At 63.3% G+C, this 26,266-nt stretch carries 23 protein-coding genes and 1 riboswitch; of the genes, 9 read left to right on the forward strand and 14 right to left on the reverse strand.

The features are described 5' to 3' along the window. Positions 1-4: 4 nt before the first annotated feature. Positions 5-988, reverse strand: coding sequence for a bifunctional riboflavin kinase/FAD synthetase (locus AC0L2V_RS27050; protein ID WP_473521693.1), 984 nt, complete (start codon positions 986-988; stop codon positions 5-7). 26 nt (positions 989-1,014) lie between these two features. Continuing rightward, on the reverse strand, positions 1,015-1,875 hold the full coding sequence (locus AC0L2V_RS27055) for a TIGR01459 family HAD-type hydrolase (protein WP_473521694.1): 861 nt from the start codon (positions 1,873-1,875) through the stop codon (positions 1,015-1,017). Positions 1,876-2,247: 372 nt separating this feature from the next. Here AC0L2V_RS27055 and AC0L2V_RS27060 point away from each other — a divergent pair, with 372 nt between their 5' ends. Next, positions 2,248-4,206 carry a TadE/TadG family type IV pilus assembly protein gene (locus AC0L2V_RS27060; protein ID WP_473521695.1) on the forward strand — a complete coding sequence of 653 codons (1,959 nt, stop codon included), beginning with the start codon at positions 2,248-2,250 and terminating at the stop codon, positions 4,204-4,206. A gap of 323 nt (positions 4,207-4,529) precedes the next feature. Here AC0L2V_RS27060 and AC0L2V_RS27065 read toward each other — a convergent pair whose 3' ends face one another. Both AC0L2V_RS27065 and AC0L2V_RS27070 read right to left on the reverse strand, forming a co-directional pair. Beyond that, complete coding sequence (locus AC0L2V_RS27065; protein WP_236371396.1) at positions 4,530-5,357, reverse strand: DUF2189 domain-containing protein; 828 nt, start codon at positions 5,355-5,357, stop codon at positions 4,530-4,532. Positions 5,358-5,631: 274 nt separating this feature from the next. Continuing rightward, positions 5,632-6,336 (reverse strand): glutathione S-transferase family protein, encoded by a 705-nt coding sequence (locus AC0L2V_RS27070; protein WP_473512935.1) that lies wholly within the window; start codon positions 6,334-6,336, stop codon positions 5,632-5,634. Between the two features lie 107 nt (positions 6,337-6,443). Here AC0L2V_RS27070 and AC0L2V_RS27075 point away from each other — a divergent pair, with 107 nt between their 5' ends. The 4 genes from AC0L2V_RS27075 to AC0L2V_RS27090 all read left to right on the forward strand — a co-directional run bounded on the left by AC0L2V_RS27075 (position 6,444) and on the right by AC0L2V_RS27090 (position 10,549). Then, positions 6,444-6,803, forward strand: coding sequence for a winged helix-turn-helix transcriptional regulator (locus AC0L2V_RS27075; protein ID WP_473521696.1), 360 nt, complete (start codon positions 6,444-6,446; stop codon positions 6,801-6,803). Positions 6,804-7,042: 239 nt separating this feature from the next. Beyond that, the gene (locus AC0L2V_RS27080; RefSeq protein WP_473512933.1) at positions 7,043-8,164 is read left to right on the forward strand and encodes a PspA/IM30 family protein; all 1,122 of its coding nucleotides are present in this window, start codon (positions 7,043-7,045) and stop codon (positions 8,162-8,164) included. A gap of 5 nt (positions 8,165-8,169) precedes the next feature. Beyond that, positions 8,170-8,790 (forward strand): OB-fold-containig protein, encoded by a 621-nt coding sequence (locus tag AC0L2V_RS27085; RefSeq protein WP_473512931.1) that lies wholly within the window; start codon positions 8,170-8,172, stop codon positions 8,788-8,790. A gap of 58 nt (positions 8,791-8,848) precedes the next feature. Continuing rightward, positions 8,849-10,549, forward strand: coding sequence for a flotillin family protein (locus AC0L2V_RS27090; RefSeq protein WP_473521697.1), 1,701 nt, complete (start codon positions 8,849-8,851; stop codon positions 10,547-10,549). 176 nt (positions 10,550-10,725) lie between these two features. Here AC0L2V_RS27090 and AC0L2V_RS27095 read toward each other — a convergent pair whose 3' ends face one another. Next, on the reverse strand, positions 10,726-11,820 hold the full coding sequence (locus tag AC0L2V_RS27095) for an alkene reductase (protein WP_473512929.1): 1,095 nt from the start codon (positions 11,818-11,820) through the stop codon (positions 10,726-10,728). Between the two features lie 58 nt (positions 11,821-11,878). After that, entirely contained in the window at positions 11,879-12,712 is an 834-nt protein-coding gene (locus AC0L2V_RS27100) for an SDR family NAD(P)-dependent oxidoreductase (protein WP_473521698.1), read from the reverse strand. Positions 12,713-12,775: 63 nt separating this feature from the next. Between AC0L2V_RS27100 and AC0L2V_RS27105 the strand changes: the two genes are divergently transcribed. Both AC0L2V_RS27105 and AC0L2V_RS27110 read left to right on the forward strand, forming a co-directional pair. Continuing rightward, positions 12,776-13,339 (forward strand): TetR/AcrR family transcriptional regulator, encoded by a 564-nt coding sequence (locus AC0L2V_RS27105; protein ID WP_091590887.1) that lies wholly within the window; start codon positions 12,776-12,778, stop codon positions 13,337-13,339. Between the two features lie 252 nt (positions 13,340-13,591). Continuing rightward, a complete protein-coding gene (locus AC0L2V_RS27110; RefSeq protein WP_473521699.1) occupies positions 13,592-14,053 on the forward strand; it encodes a CAP domain-containing protein in 462 nt (153 codons plus the stop codon). Positions 14,054-14,122: 69 nt separating this feature from the next. Here the strand turns inward: AC0L2V_RS27110 and AC0L2V_RS27115 are convergent, their stop codons facing one another. The 7 genes from AC0L2V_RS27115 to AC0L2V_RS27145 all read right to left on the reverse strand — a co-directional run bounded on the left by AC0L2V_RS27115 (position 14,123) and on the right by AC0L2V_RS27145 (position 23,291). Further along, complete coding sequence (locus tag AC0L2V_RS27115) at positions 14,123-16,810, reverse strand: EAL domain-containing protein (protein WP_473521700.1); 2,688 nt, start codon at positions 16,808-16,810, stop codon at positions 14,123-14,125. A gap of 382 nt (positions 16,811-17,192) precedes the next feature. Next, entirely contained in the window at positions 17,193-18,722 is a 1,530-nt protein-coding gene (locus AC0L2V_RS27120) for a DHA2 family efflux MFS transporter permease subunit (RefSeq protein WP_473521701.1), read from the reverse strand. 13 nt (positions 18,723-18,735) lie between these two features. Beyond that, a complete protein-coding gene (locus AC0L2V_RS27125) occupies positions 18,736-19,914 on the reverse strand; it encodes an HlyD family secretion protein (RefSeq protein ID WP_473521702.1) in 1,179 nt (392 codons plus the stop codon). Further along, the gene (locus AC0L2V_RS27130) at positions 19,911-20,408 is read right to left on the reverse strand and encodes a MarR family winged helix-turn-helix transcriptional regulator (RefSeq protein WP_473495045.1); all 498 of its coding nucleotides are present in this window, start codon (positions 20,406-20,408) and stop codon (positions 19,911-19,913) included. The genes AC0L2V_RS27125 and AC0L2V_RS27130 overlap by 4 nt, the downstream gene beginning before the upstream one ends. Before the next feature lie 80 nt (positions 20,409-20,488). Further along, positions 20,489-21,505 carry a FecCD family ABC transporter permease gene (locus AC0L2V_RS27135; RefSeq protein ID WP_473521703.1) on the reverse strand — a complete coding sequence of 339 codons (1,017 nt, stop codon included), beginning with the start codon at positions 21,503-21,505 and terminating at the stop codon, positions 20,489-20,491. Between the two features lie 29 nt (positions 21,506-21,534). Next, positions 21,535-22,482: an ABC transporter substrate-binding protein gene (locus tag AC0L2V_RS27140; RefSeq protein WP_473521704.1), complete on the reverse strand. Its 948-nt coding sequence runs from the start codon at positions 22,480-22,482 to the stop codon at positions 21,535-21,537. After that, the gene (locus AC0L2V_RS27145) at positions 22,479-23,291 is read right to left on the reverse strand and encodes an ABC transporter ATP-binding protein (protein WP_473521705.1); all 813 of its coding nucleotides are present in this window, start codon (positions 23,289-23,291) and stop codon (positions 22,479-22,481) included. The genes AC0L2V_RS27140 and AC0L2V_RS27145 overlap by 4 nt, the downstream gene beginning before the upstream one ends. Before the next feature lie 87 nt (positions 23,292-23,378). Further along, a riboswitch (cobalamin riboswitch) is annotated at positions 23,379-23,578 on the reverse strand. Positions 23,579-23,843: 265 nt separating this feature from the next. On the opposite strand from AC0L2V_RS27145, the gene AC0L2V_RS27150 reads away from it, so the two are divergent. Further along, positions 23,844-24,677 (forward strand): AraC family transcriptional regulator, encoded by an 834-nt coding sequence (locus tag AC0L2V_RS27150; protein ID WP_473521706.1) that lies wholly within the window; start codon positions 23,844-23,846, stop codon positions 24,675-24,677. 173 nt (positions 24,678-24,850) lie between these two features. Here AC0L2V_RS27150 and AC0L2V_RS27155 read toward each other — a convergent pair whose 3' ends face one another. Then, the gene (locus AC0L2V_RS27155; protein ID WP_473521707.1) at positions 24,851-25,786 is read right to left on the reverse strand and encodes a bifunctional helix-turn-helix transcriptional regulator/GNAT family N-acetyltransferase; all 936 of its coding nucleotides are present in this window, start codon (positions 25,784-25,786) and stop codon (positions 24,851-24,853) included. A 250-nt stretch (positions 25,787-26,036) separates the two neighbouring features. Between AC0L2V_RS27155 and AC0L2V_RS27160 the strand changes: the two genes are divergently transcribed. After that, positions 26,037-26,266 (forward strand): co-chaperone GroES (locus tag AC0L2V_RS27160; protein ID WP_473521708.1); only part of this gene is annotated, 230 nt, incomplete at its 3' end.

A 26,266-nucleotide genomic window follows, 5' to 3' on the forward strand; every position in this document is an offset into this window, starting at 1 on the left:
TGCTTTAGAAAGCAACGGCCGCGTCGAGCTCGGACAGCGGGCTGACGCCGGCAAGCAGCGCCCTCGCCTCGGCCTCGTCGCGTTTCATTTGCGCGACCAGCGCGTCGAGCCCGTCGAACTTCACCTCGGCGCGCAGGAAACCGAAGAAGGACACCGCGCATAGCTCGCCGTAGAGATCGCCGGCGAAGTCAAAGACGAAGGTTTCCAGAAGCGGCGTGCCGTTGTCATCGACGGTCGGGCGGCGGCCGAAGCTGGCAACACCATCATGAAGCGTGCCGTCGGCGCGGCGGAAGCGGACGGCGTAAATCCCTTCCTTCAGAGTGGCTTCCGGCGAAAGCCTCATATTGGCGGTTGGAAAGCCGAGCGTCCGGCCAAGCTGCTGGCCGCCGATCACCTCGCTCTCGACCGTGAAGCGGTAGCCGAGCAGGCCGGCGGCCTCGGCCACCGCCCCTTCGCACAGCAGCGCCCGGATTCGGCTCGACGACACCACCTCGGCGCCTTCGTCGCGAAAGGCGTCAACCAGGGTGACGCCGAAGCCGTGGCGTTCGCCGGCCGCCATCAGATAGGCCGGTCCGCCTTGCCTGTCCTTGCCGAAGTGGAAGTCGAAGCCGGTCACGGCGTGGATGATGCCGAGATTGCTGTCGAGCACATCGGTCACGAACGCTTCCGCTGACAGTGCGGCGAAGGCGCGCGTGAACGGCTGCTCGACGAGTGCGGCAAAGCCCAGATGCGACAGCAGCATTGCCTTCATCGGCGGCGGTGTCAGCACGAACAGCGGAATCTCGGGCCGGAACACCTTTCTCGGATGCGGCTCGAAGGTCAGCACCAGCGCCGGCGCGCCGCGCCGGCGGGCCTCGGCCAGCGCGCGTTCGAGCACGGCCTGGTGGCCGCGGTGCACACCGTCGAAATTGCCGATCGCTACCACGCCACCCCGCAAATGGGCCGGCAGCGGCGAGACTGCAGAAACGCGTTCGAAGGCTTGCGTCATTTCGAGGCTTCCGTCATCGAGCGAGCCTACTGCAGTCTCGGAATGATCGCGACCGGCCGGTAGCCGTGCCTTTCCAGAAAGGCGATCAGCCTGGCCGGATCCGGTCGTAGCGGATCGCCGTAGTCGCGGGCATGGATGCCGCCCGACACGTAGAGCACGTCGAAGCCATTGTCGGCAGCACCCTTGATGTCGGTCATCATGCCGTCGCCGATGGCCAGCACGTCCGAGCGCTCGACCGGGCGGCCGAGTAGGTCGGCGATCTCCTTCATCGCCACGTCATAGACCGGGGCATAAGGTTTTCCAGCAATCAGCGTGCGCCCGCCGAGCTGGGCATAGTCGCGGGCCAGCGCCCCGGCGCACCAGATCATCCGCTCGCCACGCTCGACCACGATATCGGGATTGGCGCAGATGAAGGGCAGGTTCCTGGCGCGCAGCCGCCGCAGAATATCGGCGTAGTCCTCCGGCTTCTCGACCTCGTCGTCGAACAGCCCGGTGCAGACCACGCCGGACGCCTCGAACTCCTCGACCAACTCGACATCAAGCCCGTCATAGAGCGTGAAATCGCGATCGGCGCCAATGTGGAAGATCTTTCGCGGGCCTTCCATGATCAGGTCGCGGGTCACGTCGCCGGAGGTGACGACGCGGTCATAGGCCGCAGAGGGAACGCCGATCGCATTCATCTGCGCCACCACATCGGCGCTGCGGCGCGGCGAATTGGTGATCAGCACGACAGGTATCTTCGCCTCGCGCGCCGTGGCCAGCGCCAGAGCCGCGGCCGGAAAATGCCGTTCGCCATTGTGGACCACACCCCAGACGTCGCACAGGATGGCACAATAGGCTCCCGACAAATCCGCGAGCGAGCCGATGATATCGGGCGAGTCCGCCATATCGTTTCCCAAATCATGATGGTTGCGAGCGTCGCCGCCGACGTCCGCCGTGGCAGGTTCGCATTAACCGAAGCACTTGACCCTGTCACCAGCTTTCACATTTTTCAGGATTGCCCTGGTTTCAGGATTGCCCAGGTTTCAGGATCGCCTTGGCACTGACGAAGGCAAGCGCGCAAGCCGCTCTTGCCGAGGCTTCCCCCATTCTGAAGGCTTCGGCGGCTGGTCCAGCCGCGCGCAGCAATGCCGGCATCGGCGGCGTGGTTAACGAGCCTTGAAAAAGCAAGCCGATCTTGGATGTTTTTCAGCAATCTGAAATTTAAGGATTGATGGCATCTTTCGCCGACTAGGGGTTTTGGCGAGGGGCTGAAGACAATGATCCGAAAATTCGGTAGGGACCGGCGTGGCAACTATACGCTGATGACGGCCATCACGATGGTGCCACTGATGGGCGGAGTGGCGCTCAGCGTCGATTACTCGGAACTGCTGCGCCAGAAGCACGCCACGTTGAACGCTTTGGACGCCGCCGGCCTCGCCACGGCTCAGCAGGTCGTCTCCGGCGCAACCGACGACGCCGCCAGGGCCTACGCCAAGACTTTCTTCGAAACCAATCTCGGCCCTGTCGATCCGGCCAACACGTCGCTCACCGTCACCCTGCCCAACAGCAGTGCGGGTGGCGGCACGTTGAAGCTCTGCAGCGCCCTGACCTATCACCCCTATTTTCTGCCGGCCGCCGCCATGCTGGGCGGCTGGACCACCAGCGGCGCTACAACTTTCACGGAGTGCTCGGAAATCCGCCTCAAGAACACGCTGGAAGTCGCTCTTGTGCTCGACAATTCCGGCTCGATGAACGAACTCGGTTCCGGCACCGGCGCGAGGCGAATAGACCTGCTGAAGACTGCCGCCAAGCAGCTTGTCGATACGCTGGCGCTGCAGGCACAGCAGATGAAGCAGGTCAGCAAACCGGTGCAGTTCTCCCTCGTGCCGTTCGCTGCTTCGGTCAATGTCGGACCCACCCATGACCAGGACAGCTGGATGGACCAGGATGGCATCTCCCCGATCCAGCATGAGGATTTCGACTGGACGAAGATGACCGCCGCCAACGATCCGGACAGATACGCCGAGAAGCTCAACGGCGTCTGGTACAAACGCGGCACCGGCTGGGGCGACACCGAGGATCAGCCACTGACCCGCTTCAGCCTCTACGCCGACATCACCGTCGAGTCCGGCCGCGAAGAAGTGCCTAACACGAAACAGTATATCTGCGACACCTATAACAAGAAAGGTAACTGCAGCAGCGGCCACTGGACCACCCCGGAATATATCTACACCACCAGCCGCTATGCGAGTTGGCAGGGTTGCGTGGAGGCGAGGCCGCACCCGTATAACAACGACGACACGACGCCTGATACCGCCACACCTGCCACGCTGTTCGTGCCGATGTTTGCGCCCGACGAGGCCGGCACCCTCTGGCTCGATTTCGACCGCGACGGCGCTAACGATGTGATCTATCTGAACTATGGTTACGGCAACAACTGGTGGGCCGACTGGCCTTACACCGACAGCCCAACCGGTTCGCAGCGGCAGTCGGACATGCGCAAATATTTCCTGGTCAAGCCTTACGGCTCGAAGTCGGCTGCCTCGGGCGACGGCCCAAATTCGTCCTGCACGACCAACCCGATCACGCCGCTCAAAGACGTGACCCAGCTTGCCCAGAAAGAGGAGATCGACAACGCCATCGACGCGATGGCGCCGAACGGCAACACCAACGTGCCGGAAGGCCTTGGCTGGGGCTGGCGGACGGTGTCGAGCAACGAACCTTTCACTGCGGGCCGGCCGAACACTGAAAGAGGCAACGACAAAGTGGTCATCGTGCTGACCGACGGCGCCAATACCTACAGCGCCGTCAGCGACAGCGGCTACGCCAATAACAGATCGACCTATGCCGCTTACGGTTACACCGGCCTGACATATCCGGGGTCTGGAAGCGTGACGCGGCTGTTCATGAACACAAGCACCGACATCGGCAAGACGACCTACACCGGCGCCAACTACACCGCCGCGCTGGACGAGCAGATGCAGACCCTTTGCGGCAACGCGAAGAAATCGAACGTTCTCGTCATGACCGTTGCGCTCGACCTGTCGACCACCGATGCCGGTGACAAGAAAGCACTCGACGCGCTGAAGGCCTGCTCCTCGGACTCGCGCTTCCGCAAGGACCCCACCGATCCGACCAAGCCGGCCAAGCTGTTCTGGAACGCGACCGGGGCGACGCTGTCGGACAATTTCAGGGAAATCGCCAACGAATTGTCAAACCTGCGCATCGTCGGCTGAAGGGGGTGGGGTCGGCTGAAGGCGATGGGACTGGTGACTTAAGGGACCCTCTTTCACGCGCAGCACAACCACATAGGGATTCTTGCGAAGGTGGACCCCCACCCTAACCCTCCCCACAAGGGGAAGGGAACGCTGCCGCGCACCTTTGACTTCGCCTTTGGCGCCGAAAGGCAGGCAATCTGCCGAGGTCGGCGCCAACGGAAGTCTCCCCCTTGTGGGGAGGGGTTAGGGGTGGGGATACATCGTAGAGCGAAAACGATCTCCCCCCGCGTGAGGAGATGTCCGGATGGCGACCGACACGCAGCGCCAAACGCCGCTTCCGCCTACATCGGCCGCCGGTCCGGCTGCGCCCGCTCCGGTTCGACCAGCCTGCGATAGAGATGCCACGTCGCATGGCCAAGCACGGGCATGACGACGGCGAGCCCGGCAAACAGCGGAATCGAGCCGATGACCAGCAGCACGGCGACCATCAGGCCCCACAGCGCCATCTGCAGCGGGTTTGTCATCACTGCCCGTGCCGAGGTCTCGATCGCCGAGACCACGCCGACATCGCGGTCGAGCAGCAGCGGGAAAGCGACGACCGTCGTCGCCAGCACGATCGCGGCGAAGACGAAGCCGGCCGCATTGCCGAGCAGGATCAGCGTCCAGCCCTTGGGCGTTGCCAGCACCTCGCGGACAAAGCCACCGATCGAGGCCGGCGGCTGAGCGCCGAACAGGCTGGTGTAGATCGATTGCGCGGTGAACAGCCAGAGCAGGAACAGTGCCACCAGCATGATGCCGATGACCGCGATCGCCGGCAGCGCCGGCGAGTGGCGCACCTCGAGTGCGTGCCACCAGGACGTGTCCATGCCGAGCTCTCGGCGGCGGCTGATCTCGTAGAGGCCGATCGCGGCGAACGGTCCAAGCAGGGCGAAGCCGGACATCAGCGGGTAAAGCAGCTGGATGGCGTAGGCGCCGGATGTCGTCCACTGCGCCAGGATCAATCCGACCACCGGATAGATCAGGCACAGGAAGACGTAGTGCGATGGCTTTGCCCAAAAATCCTCGACGCCGAGCCGCAGCACATCGATCAGGTCCGCCGTGGTGATGCGGCGCACCCTGGGCTGCACGTGCATCCCACGCGCGTCCGACATGACATGAAAGCTGGCCATACCCATTCTCCCGTATTCAGGGGGCGGCCACCGCCAGGATGGCCGCCCGTAGCTGCCACTTCAAGAGCGATGGCATGATAGCCGAATTCGATGTGCTTGTCGCGAATCGGGTGGGATTGAGCATGCGCGGCGCGGCACAGGCCGTGTTCGTGCCGCGCCGCTAGCTTGTGCTAAAGCGCGTCGCGGCTGAATGGATTCATTGCGACGCGCTTTAGGTTGTTTGTTTATGCATGTCGTTATCGCAAAACCGCCGCACACTTTTGCGCGACATGCATTAGGCACCAAAGCGTTCAATCACCTCGGCCAGCGGAACGTGGCCAAGGCAGGCACCCGAACCCGCCGGCGTTTCGCCGTCCTCGATGGCCTGCGCGTATCGCACGTCCGGATCGCTTTCGATCCGGTGGCGCAGCGCCGCCAGCCTGGGATAGGCGGCGCCGTCGACCGCCTGGTGGAACTCCGCCCAACGGGCCACGCCGATCAGCGTGGTATCGGCCAACGTCAGGCGGTCGCCGACCAGAAAGTCGGTGTCGCCGATCATCGCCTCAAGCCGGTCGTGGCGTTCGGCAACGGCCTGGCGGCCAAAGTCACGCAAGGTCGCCAGCAGGGCCGGTTCGGCCGATTCCATTTCATAGGCAGCCCAGAGCGGGGTGAAAGCGGCGGTGAAACCGGTGTTCACGAAAGCCATCAGCAGATGCATCCGGTCGGCTTCCGGCGAGCGCGGGTCGAAGCTGATGCGACGTTGCGTGTCGCGGGCTTCGAGCCAAGCGGCAATCGCCATGGTCTCGGTGAGCACTCTGCCGTCGTCGGTGATCATCACCGGCGTTTCCTGACGGCCGTTGATGCGGGCATAGGCGTCGTTCTTCATTTCAGTGAGCATGTCGACGCGGCACAGGCGGTAGGGCTGTCCGAAGCGTTCAAAAGCAGCGACGAGCCCCATCGAACTTCCTGCCGGGACACCGTAAAGGAGGATAGGTTCCATTTCTTTGTCCTCTTCCATGTTCAGGGATCACGCTGCGCAGCGAAGCTTGACCCTAAACGCTGGTCGTCCCATGTAAATTACGCACTATTTTGTAACCAGGATCCGCCATGAAAGATGCCGTCTCAAGCTGCCCGATCGAAGAGGCCATGCGTGTGCTCAGCGGTCGCTGGCCGACCTTGCTGCTCTACTATCTGAAGGACGGGACCAAGCGCTTCAGCGACTTGAGGCGTGACAACCCGACCGTGTCGCACCGCATTCTGGCGCTGGAACTGCGCAAGCTGGAGGAAGCCGGGATCGTGCGTCGAACGCCGCATGCCGGCTATCCGCTACGCGTCGACTATGATCTCACCGCAGCGGGTCTCAAGCTTGTGCCGCTCATCGACGCCTTGGGCGACTGGTGGGAAGCTACCGAGGACGATCGAGCCGGCCGGGTCTCATCGACGCCAAGGCTGGTGGCGGCGGAGTAAGCAGTGGGGAAAATCTGACGATTGCAACTATACGTTGTGCAACTGCTTGGGTGGAATCAGCCGACCGGGCCGAATACCTCAGGGAGCGCTCAGCGCCAGACGTTGTCTACTGGCCAACACCTGCGATTACCAAACAACGCACACGTGTATTAACCCTCCTATCACTAAATCACGTTTTTGGTGATTGTCACTTGAAATCCCCTCAATCACTTGTTAGGTGATTGAGAGGGAGAACTCATATGAAGACGGCGCACTACAAGTTGATCCTGAGCCGCGCTGGCGAACGCGCCATCGACATGACTTTCGCGGCTTATGCCGTCATGCACGACATCCTGGATCGCACTGCCTCTACCCAGCGCACCAACACGTATGAACTCCAGAAGCTCGCCTATGAAGCGATCCGCGCCGAGACGGGCCTGCCGGCGCGACTGGTGACCAATGGCATTCGCGAATACGCCTCCGGCGCCTGGTCGCCCGACCGGCTGCCGCTTGACGACAAGCTCATGTCCTTCAAGGGCGTCGACAAGGTTTCGATTTCTACCGTCGAGGGGCGTGTGATCGCGGGATTCCTGGCCACCGGCTACTCCGATAGCCAGGAGAAAGCGCAACTTTCCCATCTCGTACGGGATAACGGGGCCTATCTGCTCACCGTTCCGCTGTCGGCGGACATGCAACACAGGGAGATCGAAGCCATGCAGACCGAATCCATTTCCGGGCGCGTTTCGCGCCTCGCCGCCGGCCTGGTCGCAACCGTGATCGACGGCCTTGAGAAGAAGGCTCCCGAGGCGGTGGCCGAACAAGCGATCCGCGAGATCGACAAGGCCGCCGACGAGTTGAAATCCAACCTCGCAGCGCTTATCGCCGAGCGCAAGCGCTACACCCTGCAGAAGGACGACCTGACCGAGGAACGCGAGGGGCTGGACCAGAATATCCGTGTCGCCCTGCAAGAGGGCCGCGAAGACCTCGCACGGGCCGGTATTGGCCGTCAGGATGACATTGACGCGCAGGCCGCCTCTATCGACAAGCTGATCCAGGATGTTGATGTGCGCATTGACGAAGCGCGAGGCGCGCTGAGCGCCGCAAGTGCGGCCCGCCGCGATTCCGAGGAGCGGGTGAAGATAGCGCGTCGCGCCCGCGAGGCGCAGAACCCGGGCACGGCAGGCAACGCTGGCGGCGGGTTCCGCAAACCCGCACCAGAGGATCGCATTGCGGCCGCGCTTTCCAGCGTGGCGCGGCTGACCGACCTGCCCGCTGGCAAGCCGCGCGACAACGATCTTGTCGAACTCGAAGAATTTGGGCGCCAGCGCCGCATTGACGACCGGCTGGCGGCTCTGCGCAGCGAACTCAAGGGTAAGAAGTAGCGCCGATGGCAGAAATTCTCCACGCGCCGGCGCTCTATCTCTATCCGTTGCTGGCAGGGATGTTGCTGGGTGTCCTGCAGATCGTCCTGTTCTTTGTTGGAGCCGGGCATTTTGACCATGGTGGCGGCGAAGACGGCGCGGTCGACCATCTCCTCGACGCCACACATCTGGACGACGTATTCGATTGGTTGAATTTCGGTCGGGTACCCTTCGCCATCCTGATTCTGCTTCTGCTGGTCACGTTCGGCATGGTCGGCATCATGCTGTGGCAGATCTTCCCGGCCTTGCCGGCGTGGAGCTACGCTTTTGGCGCGACGCCGGCGGCGGTGATGGTCACGAAGATCACCGGCGGCTGGATCGCTCTTCTCCTGCCGCAGGACGAGAGCTACGCCGTCAACCACGATCGTCTGGTCGGGCGTCGCGGCACGGTCACGCTCGGGCCGCTGGACGACGGTCGGCCCGGCTCGATCCGGGTGCGCGATGAGCATGGCGAATTGCATACGCTGCGGGCGCGGCCCGCAGACGCGGGAATGAAAATCGAGAAAGGCGCCTTGGTCGTGGTGGTGAAAGCCGCCGAGGGACCCGGTCGTGTCTGGCTCGTAATGCCGTTCGAGGAACATATCTAGCCAGAGCGCGCTCTTGGCAAAGCCGAACATCAAACACTTTAAAATCTGGGGGCAAGCTATGGACAATATAGTTCAATTTCTGATCTGGGCCGGCATCGTTCTCTTCGTGATCGCGGTGATCGGCTTTGTGCTCGGGCGGCTCTACCAGCGCGCCGAGCGTGACGAGGCCTTTGTGCGTACCGGCGTCGGCGGCCGCAGAGTGGTCAAAGACGGTGGCGCGCTGATCCTGCCCATCTTGCATGCGCTGGCGAAGGTCAAGCTCAACACGGTCAAGCTGGTGGTCGACCGCCGCCGCGAGGACGCCTTCATCACCTCTGACCGCATGCGCGTCGACATCCGTGCCGAGTTCTACGTACGCGTCGACGGCACGGATGACGGCATCGGCCTCGCTGCGCAGACGCTGGGCGACCGTGTCAACGACCCGAAGGCGATCCAGGATCTGGTGGAAGCCAAGCTGGTCGACGCGCTGCGCTCTGTGGCCGCGCGCAACACGCTCGATCAACTGCATGAGAATCGCTCAGACTTCGTGAAGGCGGTGCAGGATGCAGTCGAGACCGATCTGCGCTCGAACGGGCTGGAACTGGAATCGGTGTCGTTGACGGGCCTCGACCAGACGCCGCGTGAGTTCTTCAACGAAACCAACGCCTTCGACGCCGTCGGTTTGGCCAAGCTGACAACCATCACCGAACAGCGCCGCAAGGAGCGCAACGAGGTGACGCGGAAGACCGAAGTGGCGATTGCCGAGCAGGACCTGAACGCCTCGCGCGAAAAGTACGCGTTGAAGCGGCAAGAGGAAGAGGCGCGGCTGGAGCAGGAGCGCGACGTAGTCTCCAAGCAGGCCTCCACCCGCTCCGAAATGGCCAAGGCCGAGGAAGCGGCGAAGCTCGCCGAACAGGCCGCCCAGATCGCGCGCGAGCGCGAGATCGCCGAGCATGCGGCGGAAGCGCAGCGCGCCAAGGAAGAGGCGCGCATCAACTCTGAGCGCGAGGTTGAATTGTCGCGCCAGAATATGGCGGTGGCCATCGCCAAGAAGAGCCAGGAAACCAGCCAGGCTGAAGCCAAGGCCCGCGAGGCCGAGGCGCTGACGGTTGCGGCTGAAGAAAAGGTGCAGACGGCGCGCGAACGCGAAATTGCCGACCGCGCCCGGCAGATCGCCGTTCTGCAAGCGCAGGAAGCGGCGGAATCTGAGGCTGTGTCGGTGACAGTTGGCGCGAGCGCCGAAAAAGCAGCGGCGGAAGACCGCGCCGAGGCAGCGCTGGTGGAAGCCCGCGCGGCGGCGGAAGCAATGAAGGTCCGCGCCGAAGGCGTGATCGCGGAAGGCGAGGCCGAGGCCGCGACCATCCGCGCGACGAACGAAGCGCGCAACCTGCTCTCCGATCGGCTGATCCAGCTTGAACTGACGCAGGCGCGGATCACCATGCTGCCGGAAGCATTAAAGGCGCTGATGGAGCCGGCGAGCCGTATCGATAGCATCCGCGTGTTCGACACGGCGGGATTTTCGGGCGGTCGCTCGGGCGGCGAAGGCGGGCCTTCGGGTCCGGGCGATCTGGCCGATCAGCTGCTGAAGTTCACCGGCAACAAGTCTCTGATCGACGCGCTCCTGAAGGAAGCCGGCATCGCCGGCGCCGGTGGCTCTCTAAAGGATCTGGTCTCGACGCGGCCGCGGGAAACGGATGCTGACGGGGCCGATCTGTTCGAGGAGGCAGACGGGGAGGACGACGCGCTGGTCGTCCCCCTGGCTGGGATACCGAAGGCCTGAACTGCCCAAAACGCTGATTTGATCGGGCGTGGAAACAATCCACGCCCGGTTTATTTGGCCGCCAGGATTGCGCTTATGTCAGGCAGGCGGCCTTGCCGCCACCGTGCTGCCCACAGGCGAAGGCGGCGGCGCTGGTGTCGACGTGGGATGGCCGCGCGGCGCGGCGCTCCATTGGCTCATGGCCGGCCTGAAGCGGCGAGCGCGGGATAGTCGGTATAGCCGGCGGAGCCGCCGCCATAGAGCGTCGCCTGATCGAACGTGGCCAGCGGCGCGCGCGTCTGCAGCCGTTCCACAAGGTCGGGATTGGCGATGAACGAGCGCCCGAAGGCGAACAGATCCGCCTTGCCCTCGGCGAGCCGCGACGCGGCGAGTTCGAGGTCATAGCCGTTATTGGCGATATAGGTGTTGTTGAAGCGCCGACGGAGCGATCCGAAGTCGAACGGCGCGACATCGCGCGATCCGCCCGTGGCGCCCTCGACGACATGGATGTAGACGATGCCCAAAGCGTCGAGTTGTTCGACGATATAGTCGAACTGTGCCTGGGGGGCGCTGCTCGAGACGCCGTTGGCGGGCGAGACGGGCGAAATCCGGATGGCGGTGCGCTCGGCGCCGATCTCCTCGACCACCGCAGTCGCAACCTCCAGCATCAGCCGGGCGCGGTTCTCGACCGATCCGCCATAAGCATCCGTGCGGAGGTTGGCGCCGTCCTTGGCGAACTGGTCCAGCAGATAGCCGTTGGCGCCGTGAATCTCGACGCCATCGAAGCCGGCCTCGATGGCGTTCGCAGCTGCTTTGCGGAAATCCTCCACGATGCCCGGCAATTCATCCAGTTCGAGTGCGCGGGGCTCCGAAACGTCGACAAAGCCGTTGCCGACGAAGGTCTTGGTCGCGGCCCGGATCGCCGAGGGCGCGACAGGCGCGGCGCCGTTCTCCTGCAGGTCGACGTGCGAGACGCGACCGACATGCCAGAGCTGCAGAAAAATCCGCCCGCCCTTGGCGTGCACGGCGTCGGTGACCTTGCGCCAGCCGCCGATCTGAGCCTGGGAGTAGATGCCGGGGGTGTCCTGGTAACCCTGTCCCTGCTGCGAGATCTGCGTGGCCTCGGAAATCAGCAGGCCGGCCGACGCGCGCTGGCCGTAATACTGTGCGGCGAGATCGCCTGGAACGAACCCCGGGCCGGCGCGATTGCGCGTCAGCGGCGCCATGACGATACGATTGGAGAGGGTCAGCGAGCCGAGAGTATAGGGTTCAAACAGCGTTGTGCTTGTCATAGGTCACCTTGTTGTCCCCGCCGCGGCGGGTCGTTTAGCGAAATGGCTTCGTTGGTGCTCAGGCGACCGTGCGATACCGCTCGGCGGGATGTTCGTTCCGATAGTTCGGAAGCATGGCCTGGCGTGCGGCCTGAAGCGCATCCCACTGCCCGGCATCGGGTAGCGGCGGGATGGTCACCAACTCGCGGCGGTCGAAGCCGACCAGCGCCGCATTCACCAGATCGTCGACCTCCATCACGTTGGAAAGCGTGTTGACGTCGGCCCCAACATGTCCCCAGATCTCCGTTCGCGTCGTGGCGGGAAGCACGGCCTGGACGTAGACACCCTTCTGCGCGAGCTCGAGGCTGAGTCCCTGCGACAGAAACAGCACGAAGGCTTTGGTTGCGCCGTAGACCGTCATGCCGAACTCCGGCGCCAGCCCGACCACGGAGCCGATGTTGACGATCGCCCCTTCGCCGGCCGCCGCAAGACGCGGGGCGATGGCGCTGGCTAGCCGCAGAAGCGCGGTGGTGTTGAGCGCCACCAGCCGCGCGACGTCATCGGTGCTCTGCTCGATGAAGCTTCCGCCGATGGCCGTTCCGGCATTGTTGACGAGGATCCCGATGCGGGCGTCGTCGCGCAGCCTCGTCTCTACCGTTGCAAGCTCGGCAGCCTGCGTAAGATCAGCCTGGATGATGTCGATCGCCACGCCATTTTCCTGATGCAGACGGGCCGCCAGAGCCTCCATTCGTGCCGTGTCACGGGCAACCAGCACGAGGTCGTGCCCGCGGCGCGCGAAGCGCTCGGCATAGGCGGCTCCGATGCCGGTGGAGGCGCCGGTTATGAGGACTGACGGAATGGTCATGGCATTGCTCTTTTCGCTGATGGACTCTATATTCATGACGATCATCATGATTGCATTCCAAATATGATGCCCATCATGTAAATGTCAACGGCGCCGGCGGAGAATTTTGAAATGAAGGTCAGTCGAGAACAGATGGCGGAGAACCGCCGCCGAATTCTGGATGTTGCCAGCCGGCTGTTTCGCGACAAGGGGTTCGACGCGGTCAGCGTGGCGGAGGTGATGAAAGCCGCCGGGTTCACCCATGGCGGCTTCTATGGCCATTTCAGCTCGAAGGACGACCTGATCGCCCAAACCCTTGCCCATGTCCTCGCCGCGGACTCAAGCGGAGGGGGCGACCTTCGCGCCTATGTGGATGACTATCTTTCGCCCCGGCATCGCGACAATGCCGCCGGTGGTTGCCCGACAGCGGGCCTTGTTGCGGACATCCGCCATCAGACCCCGGCTGCCCGCTCGGCCATGACCGAAGGCCTTCGCTCGCAGATCGACCATATCGGCAAGACGCTGCCGGAGTTAGATCCGGCAGACAGACGCCGCACAGCGATCGGATGCTGGGCAGCGATGGTGGGGGCAGTGATCCTCGCCCGGGCTATCGACGATCCCGCGCTTTCGGATGAAGTTCTGGAACAGACGCGTGCCTGGATCGATACCGGGATCAGCCAGGTGTCTGCCAGATAGCCGCCAGGAGCGCCCTTGAGCAATGCGGCTACCGGGGGTGGTTGGGCGGCAAGCTTGGAGACTATCGCGCCGCAGCGCGCATCAGCGGGGTTCGCGGACGGCTAAGGGGGCAGCGAGCGAGATTTCTGAACGCCTGCCCGGCAAAAGCCACTATTGCCGCTATGTCAGGCAGGCATGACGCTCACCGACACCGCCAATCAACCATCCCTAGAACCCCGCCCTGACGAAACGCGCCCGACGCCAAACAGGCGAATGCTGCTTAGGGCCGTCGGCCTTGCCGCGCTGGCCGGGCTTGCCGCTTGTGCCACTGTGCTGCCCACCGGCGAAGGCGCCGGGGTCTCGGCCTCCGCCGTCGGCACGCTGGCGGGCATCCGCGCCTCAGCCGGGCTCGAACCGCTTGTCCCCGACCGTCAGCTCGAACAGGCAGCCCTGCAGCAGTCCGGCTATATGGCGCGCGGCGGCCGCATGACCCACTCGACCGGCTGGGGCAAGGGATTTGCTTTGCGCGTCAAGGGCAACGGCATTGCCGGTGCTGCCGCCGAAAACATCGCCGAGGGCCGTTTCGATCAGCAGAAGCTGTTCGACATCTGGATGCATTCGACCGGCCACCGCCGCAACATGCTCGACCCGCGCTTCACCCGCTTCGGCCTGGCCTATGTGCGGGACGGCCGCGACAGCTCGCGGCGTTACTGGAGCCTTGTCCTGGGCAAATAGCAACGCGGGCACAGGGCAATCCGCGCTGGCGGCAATGCCGCCTTGGCTGAGGAGATCATGGTCGACCCGTCAATCCATGGGTTCGCCACTGAGCATTTTCTCGATGTCAGGGGCCGAAACCGGCTCGCTGAAATGATAGCCCTGCATTTCATCGCAGTTGTTCTTGCGCAGGAAGGCCACCTGATCGTCCGTCTCGACGCCCTCGGCAATGACCCTCAGATTCAGATTTTGACCCAATGATATTACGGCGCTGGCGACAGCCTGGTCGTTTTCGTCAGCAGCGATATCGTTGATGAACGACTTGTCGATTTTCAGCCGCGCCACTGGAAAGGTCTTGAGCGCACTGAGGCTGGAGTAGCCTGTTCCGAAATCGTCGATCGAGATCTGAACGCCCAGGTTTTGCAGCTGATTCATCGTTGCGACCGCCAGGTCGATATCCTGCATGATCAGGCTTTCGGTCACCTCCAGCTCGAGATATCTGGCCTCCAGACCGCTGACTTTCAGGGCATCGGCGACGCGGCCGATCAGGTTCTTTTCCCTGAATTGCCGCGTCGACACATTCACGCAGACGGTCATCGGCGGCAGGCCGGCATCCTGCCATGCCTTGTTCTGCCGACAGGCCTCGTGCAGGACCCAATCGCCGATCGGCACGATCAGACTTGTCTCCTCGGCCGTCGGAATGAAGGCGTTCGGTGCCATCATGCCGCGCGTCGGATGATTCCAGCGAAGCAACGCTTCGACGGCAAAGACGAGGCCCGACCGAAGGTCGACCTGCGGCTGATAAAACAGCGTGAATTCCGAACGGGCCAGGGCGTTACGCAAGTCCTCCTGAAGCACGAATTTCTCATGCGCTCTGGTGTTGAATTCGGGAGCGTAGAACTGGAAATTGTCGCGGCCGAATTCCTTGGCGCGATACATGGCCGCATCGGCATTGGCCAGCAGCGTGTCGGGGTTGGTCCCATCCTTGGGGTAGCTGGCGATGCCGATACTGGCCGTCGCCCTCAGCCGATGTGCTCCGAGCTGAACCGGCTCTGCAATCGCCGCCCGAATGGCTTGCAGGGTCTCGGAGATGAGATCGACATTCGTCGGTTGATCGAACAGAACGACGACGAATTCGTCGCCACCAAGCCGCACGACCGTATCGGTCGCCCTTACGCGCTCGACGATACGGCCGGCTACGGTCTTCAACAGCTCGTCCCCGGCATTGTGGCCAAGCGTGTCATTGACGAGTTTGAAATTGTCCAGATCGATGAACACCACCGTCACCCAGCGATCGTATCGCTGCGCGTAGAGGATCGCCTGCGAAAGCCGGTCCTCGAGCAGAGCGCGATTGGGCAGTCCGGTCAGCACATCATGGTTGGCCATGAAGTGGATCCGATCTTCGGCCAGCTTGCGCTCGATGGCGATCCCGGCAATACGCGTCGTGAAATCGATGAGCCGGGTCTCGACCGCGGTCGGTTCGCGCACGGTCGTCGAGTACATGGCAAAGGCGCCCAGCACAGCGCCCTGGTGCGACAGGATCGGGGTCGACCAGCACGAACGGTAGCCATAGGCCGCCGCCAATTCGCAGTGATCGTGCCAAAGCGGGTCGTGCATGAGATCCGCGACAATGACCGGCTCGCGCCGGTAGGCAGCGGTTCCGCAGGATCCCATTTTGGGGCCGACGGCGATCCCGTCGATGGCGCTCGTATAGGCCTTTGCCAAGCTCGGCGCGGCGCCGTGCCGCAAGTGGCTGCCATCCTTGTCGAGCAACAGGACGGAACCGAATATCCCCGTCAACTGAGACTCGGCGAGGTGCATGAGGCAGTCGAGCACATCTTCGAGCGGGGCGCTCGTCGCGATCATTTCCAGTATTTGCGCCTGCCCGTCTCGAAGGGTGTCCGCCTGCTTGCGGGCGGTGATGTCGTGGGCGATGCCGACCAGACCGAAGATATCGTTTTGAACATTGCGCAACGGCACCTTCGTCGACGAAAACCATTTGCCGGCGCCTGACGCATCGACAACGAACTCTTCCTCATCGATCATCGGCTGTCCGCTGCGCAGCACGCCTTGCTCGATGGCGCGAAACTTCTGCGCAAGCTCGGAGGCATGAAGATCGAAATCGGTCAAACCGATCATGTCACTGGTTTTGGCCTTGCCGCTGTCGGAAGCAATGGCCTTGTTGGCGACGACGAAGCGGCTTTCGGTGTCCTTCACCCACAGGTAGTCTGGCACCCAGTCGATCAGCGTTTGCAGCGAGATGCGCTCGTCGACGATCAGGCGATTGGCGGTGAGTTCCGTTATGTCCTCATGCGTGGCCACCCATCCGCCGTCAGGCATCGGCTGGTGGCAGATCTGAATTGTCCGGCCGTCGGTGAGATTGGCGGTCCAGTTTCTCAAGGTCGTGCCCGAATTGACCGCCCGGGCGAATGCGAGATAAGCGTCGCTGGCCATCGCGGATGTCCCGGCAGCGATGCGGCGTTCGACGATTTCGCCCAGCGTCCGGCCGGGACGCAAGTGTTCGGGCGCGATGCGGTAAATTTCCGCATAGCGGCGGTTGCACAGGATCAGCCGTTCAGCGGCGTCGAAAAAGCAGATGCCTTGCGAGATGTTGTCGATCGCCGTCTCGAATCGCAGCGCCTGTTGCTCGAGTGTTGCGATCGTAGCCCTGAGTTCGCGCTCGAGCGTCTCGTACGAGGAGCCCGTCAGTTTCGCCAGCGTGGCATGCTCGGTCGGTTCGGGCGCCTGGGCGGCTTGCCTCGATGGTTTCGTGACCAAACACAGTTCCTCCGGTTCGGCGCCTGGCGCAAAGCAAGGAAAGCTCGCTGCAAGCTAAGCGACCGCATAGTGGTCCAGATATACTAATGGCGTGTGAACCGGGTCGATGCCGACCGGGGCATGGCGCAGTTCTTGCCTTCTCCGCTTGTGGGGAAGGTGGATCGGCGCGCAGCGCCGAGACGGTTGAGGGATGCTGCCCGGAGTGCTGTCGGTTCCAAGCTGGAGCACCTCATCCGGCCGCTTCGCGGCCACCTTCTCCCACAACAAGGGGAGAAGGGGGAGAAGGGGGAGCCAATCTCGTGCAGGCCCCATCGCAGAAGATCGCCGATCCTGCCGGTGAAATCTCGGCAGGCGGTTCGGCCCGCTGCGCCGGTCCCAGAGGTCAGTCCATAGGCGCGGCGGGTGCAGCCGCTGAAGCCTTCTGCGGCTTGCGCAGCAGGAAGACCAGCGGGAAAGCCACCAGCGTCACCACCATCATCAGCTTGAAGTCGTTGATGTAGGAGATCATCAGCGACTGCTGGTTGACCAGTCCGTCGATCTGCGACAGCGCCGCCGGATCGCCGCCCGCCGCCGCCGGCGAGGCCGCCCACAGGTTGGGGTTGAACGGATTGATATAGGCGGAGAGCTCGGCGTGGTTGATCTGCGTGTTGCGCACCAGCATGACCGAAACGATCGAGATGCCGATCGACGAGCCGATGTTGCGCACCAGGGAAAACAGCGCCGTAGCGTCGGTGCGGAAGCGCACATCGAGCGTGGCAAAGGCAATGGTGGAGAGCGGCACGAAGACCAGGCCCAGCCCGAGGCCCTGAATGACGCCCGAGGTCAGGATTAGCCAGTTGTCCATCTGCGGCGAGAAGCCCGACATCGTGTAAAGCGACTGCGCCGTAAGCCCCAGTCCGATCATCACCAGCAGCCTGGCATCGATCCTGTGCATGATGCGCCCGACGACGAGCATCGAGATCATCGTGCCGACGCCGCGCGGCGCCATCACCACGCCGGTGGTGATGGTCGGGTAGCCGAAGATCGTCGACAGCATCGGCGGCAGCAGCGCCAGGCTGGCCAGAAGGATGACGCCGATGATGAAAATGAAGACCAGTCCGGTCGCGAAATTGCGGTCCAGGAATATCTTCGGGTCGATGAACGGGTTTTCGGCGCTCAGCAGATGAATGGTGAACATCCAGAAACCTGAAATGGCGAGGCCAAGCTCGATCCAGATCTCGGCCGAGGAGAACCAGTCGGCATCGCCGCCACGGTCGAGCATGAGCTGCAGCGCGCCGACGCCGAGCGAGAGCATGGCAAAGCCGAAGAAATCGAAGCCGCGCACGCGTCTGGCGATGTTCGGCAGGTAGGCGGCCATGCCGAGAAAGGCGATGATGCCAATCGGCAGGTTGATGAAGAACACCCAGCGCCAGTTGAAGCTCTCGGTCAGCCAGCCACCCAGCGTCGGGCCGATGATCGGCCCGACCATGATGCCGGCGCCCCAGATCGCCATCGCCTGGCCGTGGCGTTCCTTCGGGTTGATGTCGAGCAGGAAGGTCTGCGACAGCGGCACGATCGCCGCGCCGAACACGCCCTGCATCAGGCGGAACAGCACCATGGTCTCCAGGCTCCATGCCACGCCGCATAGCATGGAGAAGACGACGAAGCCGACCACCGCCGTCAGGAACAGCTCCTTGCGCCCGAAGCGGTCGGCCAGCCAGCCGGTCACCGGCGTCATGATGGCGGCGGCAACGATGTAGGAGGTCAGCACCCAGTTAATGGTGTCGGCCGACGCGCCAAGGTCGCCGACCATCGACGGCAGAGCGACATTGGCGATAGTGGTGTCGAGCACCTGCATGACTGTCGCCAGCATGATCGCAATGGTGATCAGGCCGCGATGCGGCACTTCGCGAAAGGCTTCTGGCGTGCTCATGACGTTGAGGCGTCTATTGCGCTTCACCCGCCGCGGCGTGGCCGAAGATGCTCGGAAGCCCGCGGGAAACGCCGGTGTCCACCGTGACGGTCGCGCTCATGCCGGTGCGCAGCGCCATCCTGGCGTCGGCATCGGCCAGTTGCAGGCGCACCGGAATGCGCTGGGTGACCTTGACCCAGTTGCCGGTGGCGTTCTGGGCGGGCAACAGCGAGAACTCGGCTCCCGTGCCAGCGCCGATCGCCTTGACGGTGGCTTCGAACGTCAGGCCCGGGTAGGTGTCGACCACGATTTCAGCCGTCTGGCCGGGCTTCATATTGGTGAGCTGGGTTTCCTTGAAATTGGCATCGATCCAGGTATCGCCGGTCTCGACCAGCGAAAACAGCGGCGTACCCGAGCCGACATACTGGCCGACCTTGAACGAGGCAGCCTGGCTGATGATGCCGTCGGCCGGCGCCCTCACCGTGGTCTGCGCCAAATCGTAGGCAGCCTTGTCGCGCGTGGCGAGCGCCGCCATCACGGTCGGATGCCTGTCGGTCTCGATATCGGGATTGCCGCCAAGGCCCGCCTTGGCGCTGAGGATGCCCTGTTCGGCCACGGCCAATTGCTGCTTGGCCTTGTCGAGATCGTTCCTGGCCTCGTCCAGCGACGACTCGGCGTTGATGCCCTTGCGGGCCAGGTCGGCGGCCCGGTCGTATTGCGACTGCGCATAGTCGACCTGGCTGGCGTCCGACTTCTCCTGCGCTTCCGCCTGGCTATAGGCCGCACGCAGCTGCTCGACATTGAGGCGCGCGCCGGCCACCGCCGCGTCAGCTTGGGCCAATGCGATCCGGTAAGGCTCGGCATCGATGGCGAACAGCACGTCGCCCTGCTTGACGGACTGGTTGTCGAAAATGTCGACTTGGACGATGCGGCCGGCCGTATCGGCGGCGATCGTGACCTTGGCCTGCTGCAGATTGGCGTTCTCGGTCTCCTGGTAACGGCCGCCGGTCACCCAGACGTAGCTGCCGCCGGCGATCAGCGCCACCGGGAGCGCCGACATCAAAAGCATGCGGCCGGCACGGCGCTTCTTCTTCGGCGCCACCGGCGCCGGCGCTAGCTGCGGAGCGGCCGTAACCGGAGTTGCCGCCGGCTGCGCGGGAGCTTCCAACTCCAGCTTGGTCGCATTCTCATCTACCTTGGCTACCGCGTTCATGCTGCTGCGCCTTCTGCACTCTCGACTTTTTCGCCACTCTCGACATTTTCGCCCGGCGCCGGCTCGCCGTCCGCCAGGTTCCTGGTCATCGTCTCCAGTGCCTTGATCAGGACGCGACGATCTTGCGGCGACACGCCGGCCAGCGATTCTTCATAGACTTCGCCAGCAAGGCTCTTGATCTCAGCGTAGGCCTGGCTCGCCTTGGCGGTCGGGAAGATCATGCGGACGCGGCGGTCGGCGGCATCGGCGCGGCGCTCGATCCAGCCGCCCTCCTCCATGCGGTCGACCAGGCGCGACACGCTGATCGGCTCGATCTCGAGAAGCTCGGCGAGCCGGGCCTGGGTGATGCCTTCTTCCTTGGCGACGCGGACCATCAGCCGCCATTGCGCCGAGGAAAGGCCGAGCCCGCTGGCGCGCGCCTCGAAGCGCTTGCGCATCAGGCGCTGCACGTCGTGGATCAAAAAACCCAATCTGTCGATGCCGTCGGAAACCATGAGCGGCATATATTATAAGCGTGCTCACTATTCAAGACGCGGCATTGTGCCAGAAGCCGGCAAGTGTGCATGGCAGCCCATCATGAACGATTGCGAATGAGCATGGTGACCACGAAGAAAGCGCCGACCGAACTGGTGATGATGCCGATCGGCAGTTCCTGCGGCGGCAGCAGCGTGCGCGCCAGAAGGTCACTTGCCAGCAGCAGCACCGCTCCGAAGAGGGCGCAGCTTGCAATCAGGCGCAGATGCAACGGCCCGGCCAGGGGCCGGGACAGATGCGGGATCATCAGCCCGACGAAACCGATGACACCTGCGACCGAGACCAGGATCGCCGTCGAGAAGGCAGCGACGAGAAACGCCGTCCTGCGCATCCGCACAACCGGCACCCCAAGACTTTCGGCAGCATTCTCGCCGGCCAGGAAGGCGTCGAGCTTGCGATGGTTCCACAGGCCATAAGCAAGAATGGTGCCCGCGCCAAGAGCAGCCAGCCCGACATTGTCCCATCGCGCCAGGCCGAGCCCGCCCATCGTCCAGAACAATACCGAGTGAGCGGCGCGCTGGTCTCCGGCGAAGACGAGATAGTTGGTCAGGGCGATGAACATGAACGAGACGGCAAGCCCGGCCAGTATCAGCCGTTCGGGGCCCTGCCCCCTCACCCGCGAAACCAGCAAAAGCACGATGCCGGCGGCCAATATGCCGCCGGTGAAGGCGGCAACCGGCAACGTCCAGATGCCGAAACGGTCGCCAAAAATGGTGATGACGGAAACAGCGCCTGCCGCGGCACCGGAGGACAGCCCGAACAGGAACGGATCGGCGAGGTCGTTTCGGGTTACCGTCTGCAGCAGCGCGCCGATGACGCCCAGCCCGGCGCCGACACAGATCGCCATAATCGTGCGCGGCAGCCTGAGATCGACAATTATCTTGGCAATTGGGATCTTGGCGACCGGGATATTGCCGACCGAACCGGGCACGAGATCTCCGTCCAGCCCGGCCGTATGTCCGAGCGCAGCAATCACGTCGCTCAACGCTATGACTGTCGATCCATAGGCGATCGACAGCAGAGCAAGAGCGGCGATTACTGCCACTCCTGCTGCCATGGCCAATTCGAACGCCCTGTGGCGCAAGCTCAGAAGGCTTCCGGGTGCATCGCGCTGGCGATCTTGCCGATCGCCTCGATGTTGGCGGGTCCGGGCGTCAGCTCGGCATAGCGCAGCGCGACGAAGCGCTCATTCCGGACCGCGTCGGTCTCCTTCATTGCCGGATGGACTTTGAGGAAGTCGAGCAGTTTCCTGTAACCGCCGCCGCCCTGATAGTCGAGCAGGATCAGGAACTGCGGATTGCGGGAAGCGACCGTTTCCCAGTCCGTGTTGCCCCAGCTCGTCTGCATGTCGGCCATGATGTTGTCGCCGCCGGCAGCGGCGATCATGGCGCTGGGGATCGCGAACTTGCCTGATGTGAAGGGTTTGTCTTCGCCGGAGTCGTAGAGAAACACCCGCGTCCGCGCGCGGTCGCCGACCTTTGCCGTGATATCGGCGAGTTGCGCTTTCCAGCCTGAAACAAGTTTTTCCGCCTTGGCCTCCTTGCCGAAAATCTTGCCCAGCTTTTCGATGTCGCCGTAGAGCAGGTCCATCGAGGCGGCGGGGCGGTTGTTGTCGAGATGGACGCAGCTTTCCGTCAGCACCAGCGTCTTGACGCCGTGCGGCGCCAGCGTATCTGGCGTTACCTCGCCGCCCGGCTTCATGCCGTAATACCAGCCGGCGAAGAAGAAATCGGGCTCGACCGCGACCAGGTTTTCGAGCGTCGGGTATTTCGGCGCAAGTTCCGGAATCGCGCCCTGCCCGGCCTTGAATTCCGGACCGACCTTGTGCCATCCGGTGATGCCGGTCAGGCCGACGATCGACGGTTGCAGCCCCAGCGCGAAGGCCATCTCGGCCATGTTCATATCTTGGATGACGGCGCGCTTCGGCGCGGCGTCGAACGTCAGCGGCGTGCCGCAACTGTCGACTGTTACCGGGAAAGCGAAGGCGGCCTGGGCAAGCAGCAGAGAGGCAAAAGACAGTGCGAGGCGTTTCACGGATGTTGCTCCTTGGTTAGATCAGAAGAGGCACGGTTCGGGACTTCGAACACCGTGAGTTCGCGGTCTTCGGTGGGATGGCGCAGCCGAAGCACGTCGACCCCGAAAATCTCGCGGATCAACTGCTTGGTGAGCGCCTCGCGCGGACCGGCGAGTGCCTGCAGGCGGGCCTCGTTCATCACCGCGACCCTGGTGGCAAATGGCGTGACCAGCGACAGATCATGCAGCACCGCCACGACGGTCATGCCAAGCTGCGATACGAGTTCGAGAAGTTCGCTGCGGGCGCGCGGATCGAGATGATTGGTCGGTTCATCGAGGAACAGGATTTTCGGCTCCTGGGCGATGGCGCGCGCCAGCTGGGCGCGTTGCCGCTCACCACCCGACAGCGAGCCGATCGTGCGGCCGAGCAGCGGCAGCAGGCCAGTTCTGCGAAGCGCTTCGACGACGATGTCGCGTTGCTCGCTCCTGCGTCGCCAGCCGGCATGCGGGACCCGCCCAAGTCCGACGTAGTCGATCACGGCAAGCCGCGGATCGGGCTGATCGGTCTGGCCGACGACCGCCATGTGCAGCGCCCGCTCGGCGGCCGGAAACGTCTCCAGCCGGCGTCCGGAAAATCTCACATCTCCCGCGCTCGGACGCAGCGTGCCGCATAGCATGCGCAGCAGCGTCGTCTTGCCGGCGCCGTTGGGACCGATGATGGCGAGGCGGTCTCCCGCCGCGACCGAAAGGCTGACCGCACTGACCAGGCGCTGGCCATTCGCCGTGGCGCTCAGTTCACGCGCTTCAAGAAGAGGCTGGCAGGCGTCCAACTTACCGTCACTTTCTCAATGGCGACGGAAGGAAGCTGGACCGGCCGACAAGACCGATGTCCACGTCTCCTCCCGGCACACCCCGTCCGGTCAACTCGTGCGATGGCAGGTCTCCTGGCTCGCGGGTCCTTGCGCCATCCTGCCTTCCCAGCCTTGGCCAGTGGCATTTCGGATTTTGCTCGCCGCCTACAGTTGCGGGGGCAGCCACGGCCTCGATCCGAAGATCTCACCGTGTTCCCTTTTCACCCTCGCCTTTCGGCTTGGGGACCATCAGTCAGCCACCCTAGTTTTCCGCCAATCCCAGCGCAATAAATTTCCGGGTTCCGGAGTGCCCCGCGAGCAATGGTCTTGTCAGAACGAGCATACCGAATCTCGTAATGTAATAACGTTACTACTTAAAAGACAACGCCTGCTCCCGTCAAGCCCTTCGCCCAACGCCTTCGACTTGCCGACCAGCGTCGCATTGCGCGGTGCGCAATTTCGATCAAACTGCCTCCACCAAGAAGCGAAACCATGACCTGGCCGATGCGCAGTCCCACAGCAAGGAGCCATATGAACCCGACCGAGAAAGCGCTGTGGTTCGTCGAAAGCCATCTGCCGGAGGCCATCTCGCTCGACGATGTCGCCAACAGCAGCGGCGTGTCGCGCTTTCACGTGACGCGGGCTTTCGGTGCGGCGACCGGACATTCGGTGATGGGCTACCTGCGTTCTCGCCGGCTGACCGAGGCGGCGCGCAGGCTCGCCGCCGGCGCACCGGACATCCTCTCGGTCGCGCTCGACGCCGGCTATGCCTCGCATGAGGCTTTCACCCGTGCCTTCCGCGACCAGTTCGGCACCACGCCGGAACTGGTGCGCGCGCAAGGCTCGCTCAAAAACCTCGATCTCGTGGAGCCGATCCTGATGGACCAGTCCTTCCTCACCAATCTCGAGCCGCCGCGTTTCGAAACCAGCCGGCCGTTCCTCATCGCCGGTCTCGGCGAGCGCTACAGCTGCGAAACCAGCGCCGGCATTCCGATGCAGTGGCAGCGGTTCGGCCCCTATATCGGCAACATTCCAGGCGAGGTCGGCGACATCGCCTATGGCGTCTGCGTCAACGGCGACGATGCAGGCAATTTCGACTATATCGCCGGCGTCGAGGTGTCCGATTTTTCGGACCTGCCGAAGGAGTTTTCGCGCGTACGCGTGCCGGCGCAGAAATACGCCGTGTTCGCCCATCGTGACCACATCTCGACCATCCGCCGCACGGTCAACACGATCTGGAACAAATGGCTGCCGGCCTCCGGGCACAAGATTGCCGACGCGCCCGAATTCGAGCGCTACGGCCCCGAATTCGATCCGCGCAGCGGCAATGGCGGGCTGGAAATCTGGATACCGGTCAAAGGGTGAGAATGGCCGCCTTGTCTTGCCTTCTCCCCTTGTGGGAGAAGGTGGCCTCGCGAAGCGAGGTCGGATGAGGGGTGCTCCAGCTTGGCACTAACAGCACTCCGGCCAACACCCCTCATCCGTCTCGGCGCTGCGCGCCGATCCACCTTCTCCCACAAGGGGAGAAGGGAAAAATGCTACAGCTCCAGGTTCCAGTTCTGGCCGACCAGATCCTTGCCGAAGGCGTGGTGGCGTTCCTGATTGGCCAGCTTGAACCCGGCCGCCTCGTAGATGCGGCGCGCTGAGGTGAGCACGTCGTTGGTCCACAGCGTCAATTTCTTGTAGCCCTTGGCACGGGCAAAGCCGATGCATTCCTCGACCAGCCGACTGCCGATGCCGAGACCGCGCGCCGAGGGCTCGACATAGAGCAGGCGCAGCTGCGCCACCGCGTCCGACTGGCGCACGAGAAAGACCGAGCCGACGACTTCCCCTTCCCGCTCGGCGATCCAGCTGCGTTCCCATTTCGGATCGTAGGATTTGACGAAAGCGCCGAGGATTTCGGCGACCAGCGCCTCATAAGTTTCGTCCCAGCCATATTCCTGCGCATAGAGCAGGCCTTGGCGATGGATGATCCAGCCGATGTCGCCGACCTGCAAAAACCGCAGCATGTAAGGGACCCTGGGCTCTGCACTCTCGCCCAGCAGGCGCTGCACCGTCTGCATCGCCTTGACCAGCCTGTCCTGTTCCGGTGCGGAAAGCCGGTCGAGCAGGGCCGCGACCTGATCGTGCGAACCCTGGTTCAGCGGCGCGAACGCCGCTCTTCCCGCCGGCGTCAGCGCAATCGACGAGCGCCGAGCATCGGCTTGCGTAGCGGCGCGCTCGACCAGGCCACGCTCCTCGAACTTTTTCAGCAACCGGCTGAGATAGCCGGGGTCGAGACCGAGATCGCGCGCAAGATCGGTGGCGGTCAGGCCATCGCGATGCGCCAGTTCATAGAGCACCCGGGCCTCGGTCAGCGAGAAGGCGCTTTTCAGCAGCCCTTCGTCGAGCAACCCGATCTGGCGGGTGTAGAAGCGGTTAAAGCCCCGCACTGCATCGATCCGCTCCCTGCCGGGTTGATGATGAATCGTCATGGCATCCTCCTGCCCGCACAAGATCAACCATTTAGTTGACTTAGTCAATTATCAGTTCGAAGCAGGCTGCGGCTGGCGATCAGCTCACTCAGCGCCTTGACTCTCGCCAGCCACCGGATTATCTCAACGCCACGTTAGCACTCGCCATTGGTGAGTGCTAAGCGTAGGTCCGGCGCCGCCGGGCTTATAGGTTTGTCCGGCGCCGCCGGACGGAGGAACTATTCTCACCATTCTCACCGAGGAATAAAAAATGGCAAAGTCGAAGTTCCGCCCGCTTCATGACCGCGTGGTCGTACGCCGGGTTGAATCCGAATCCAAGACTGCCGGCGGGATCATCATTCCCGACACGGCGAAGGAAAAGCCGCAGGAAGGCGAGATCATCGCCGTTGGTTCCGGCGCCCGCGACGAAGCCGGCAAGCTCGTCCCGCTGGACGTCAAGGCCGGCGATCGCATCCTGTTCGGCAAGTGGTCGGGCACCGA

The sequence above is a fragment of the Mesorhizobium sp. WSM4814 genome, from assembly GCF_055811595.1.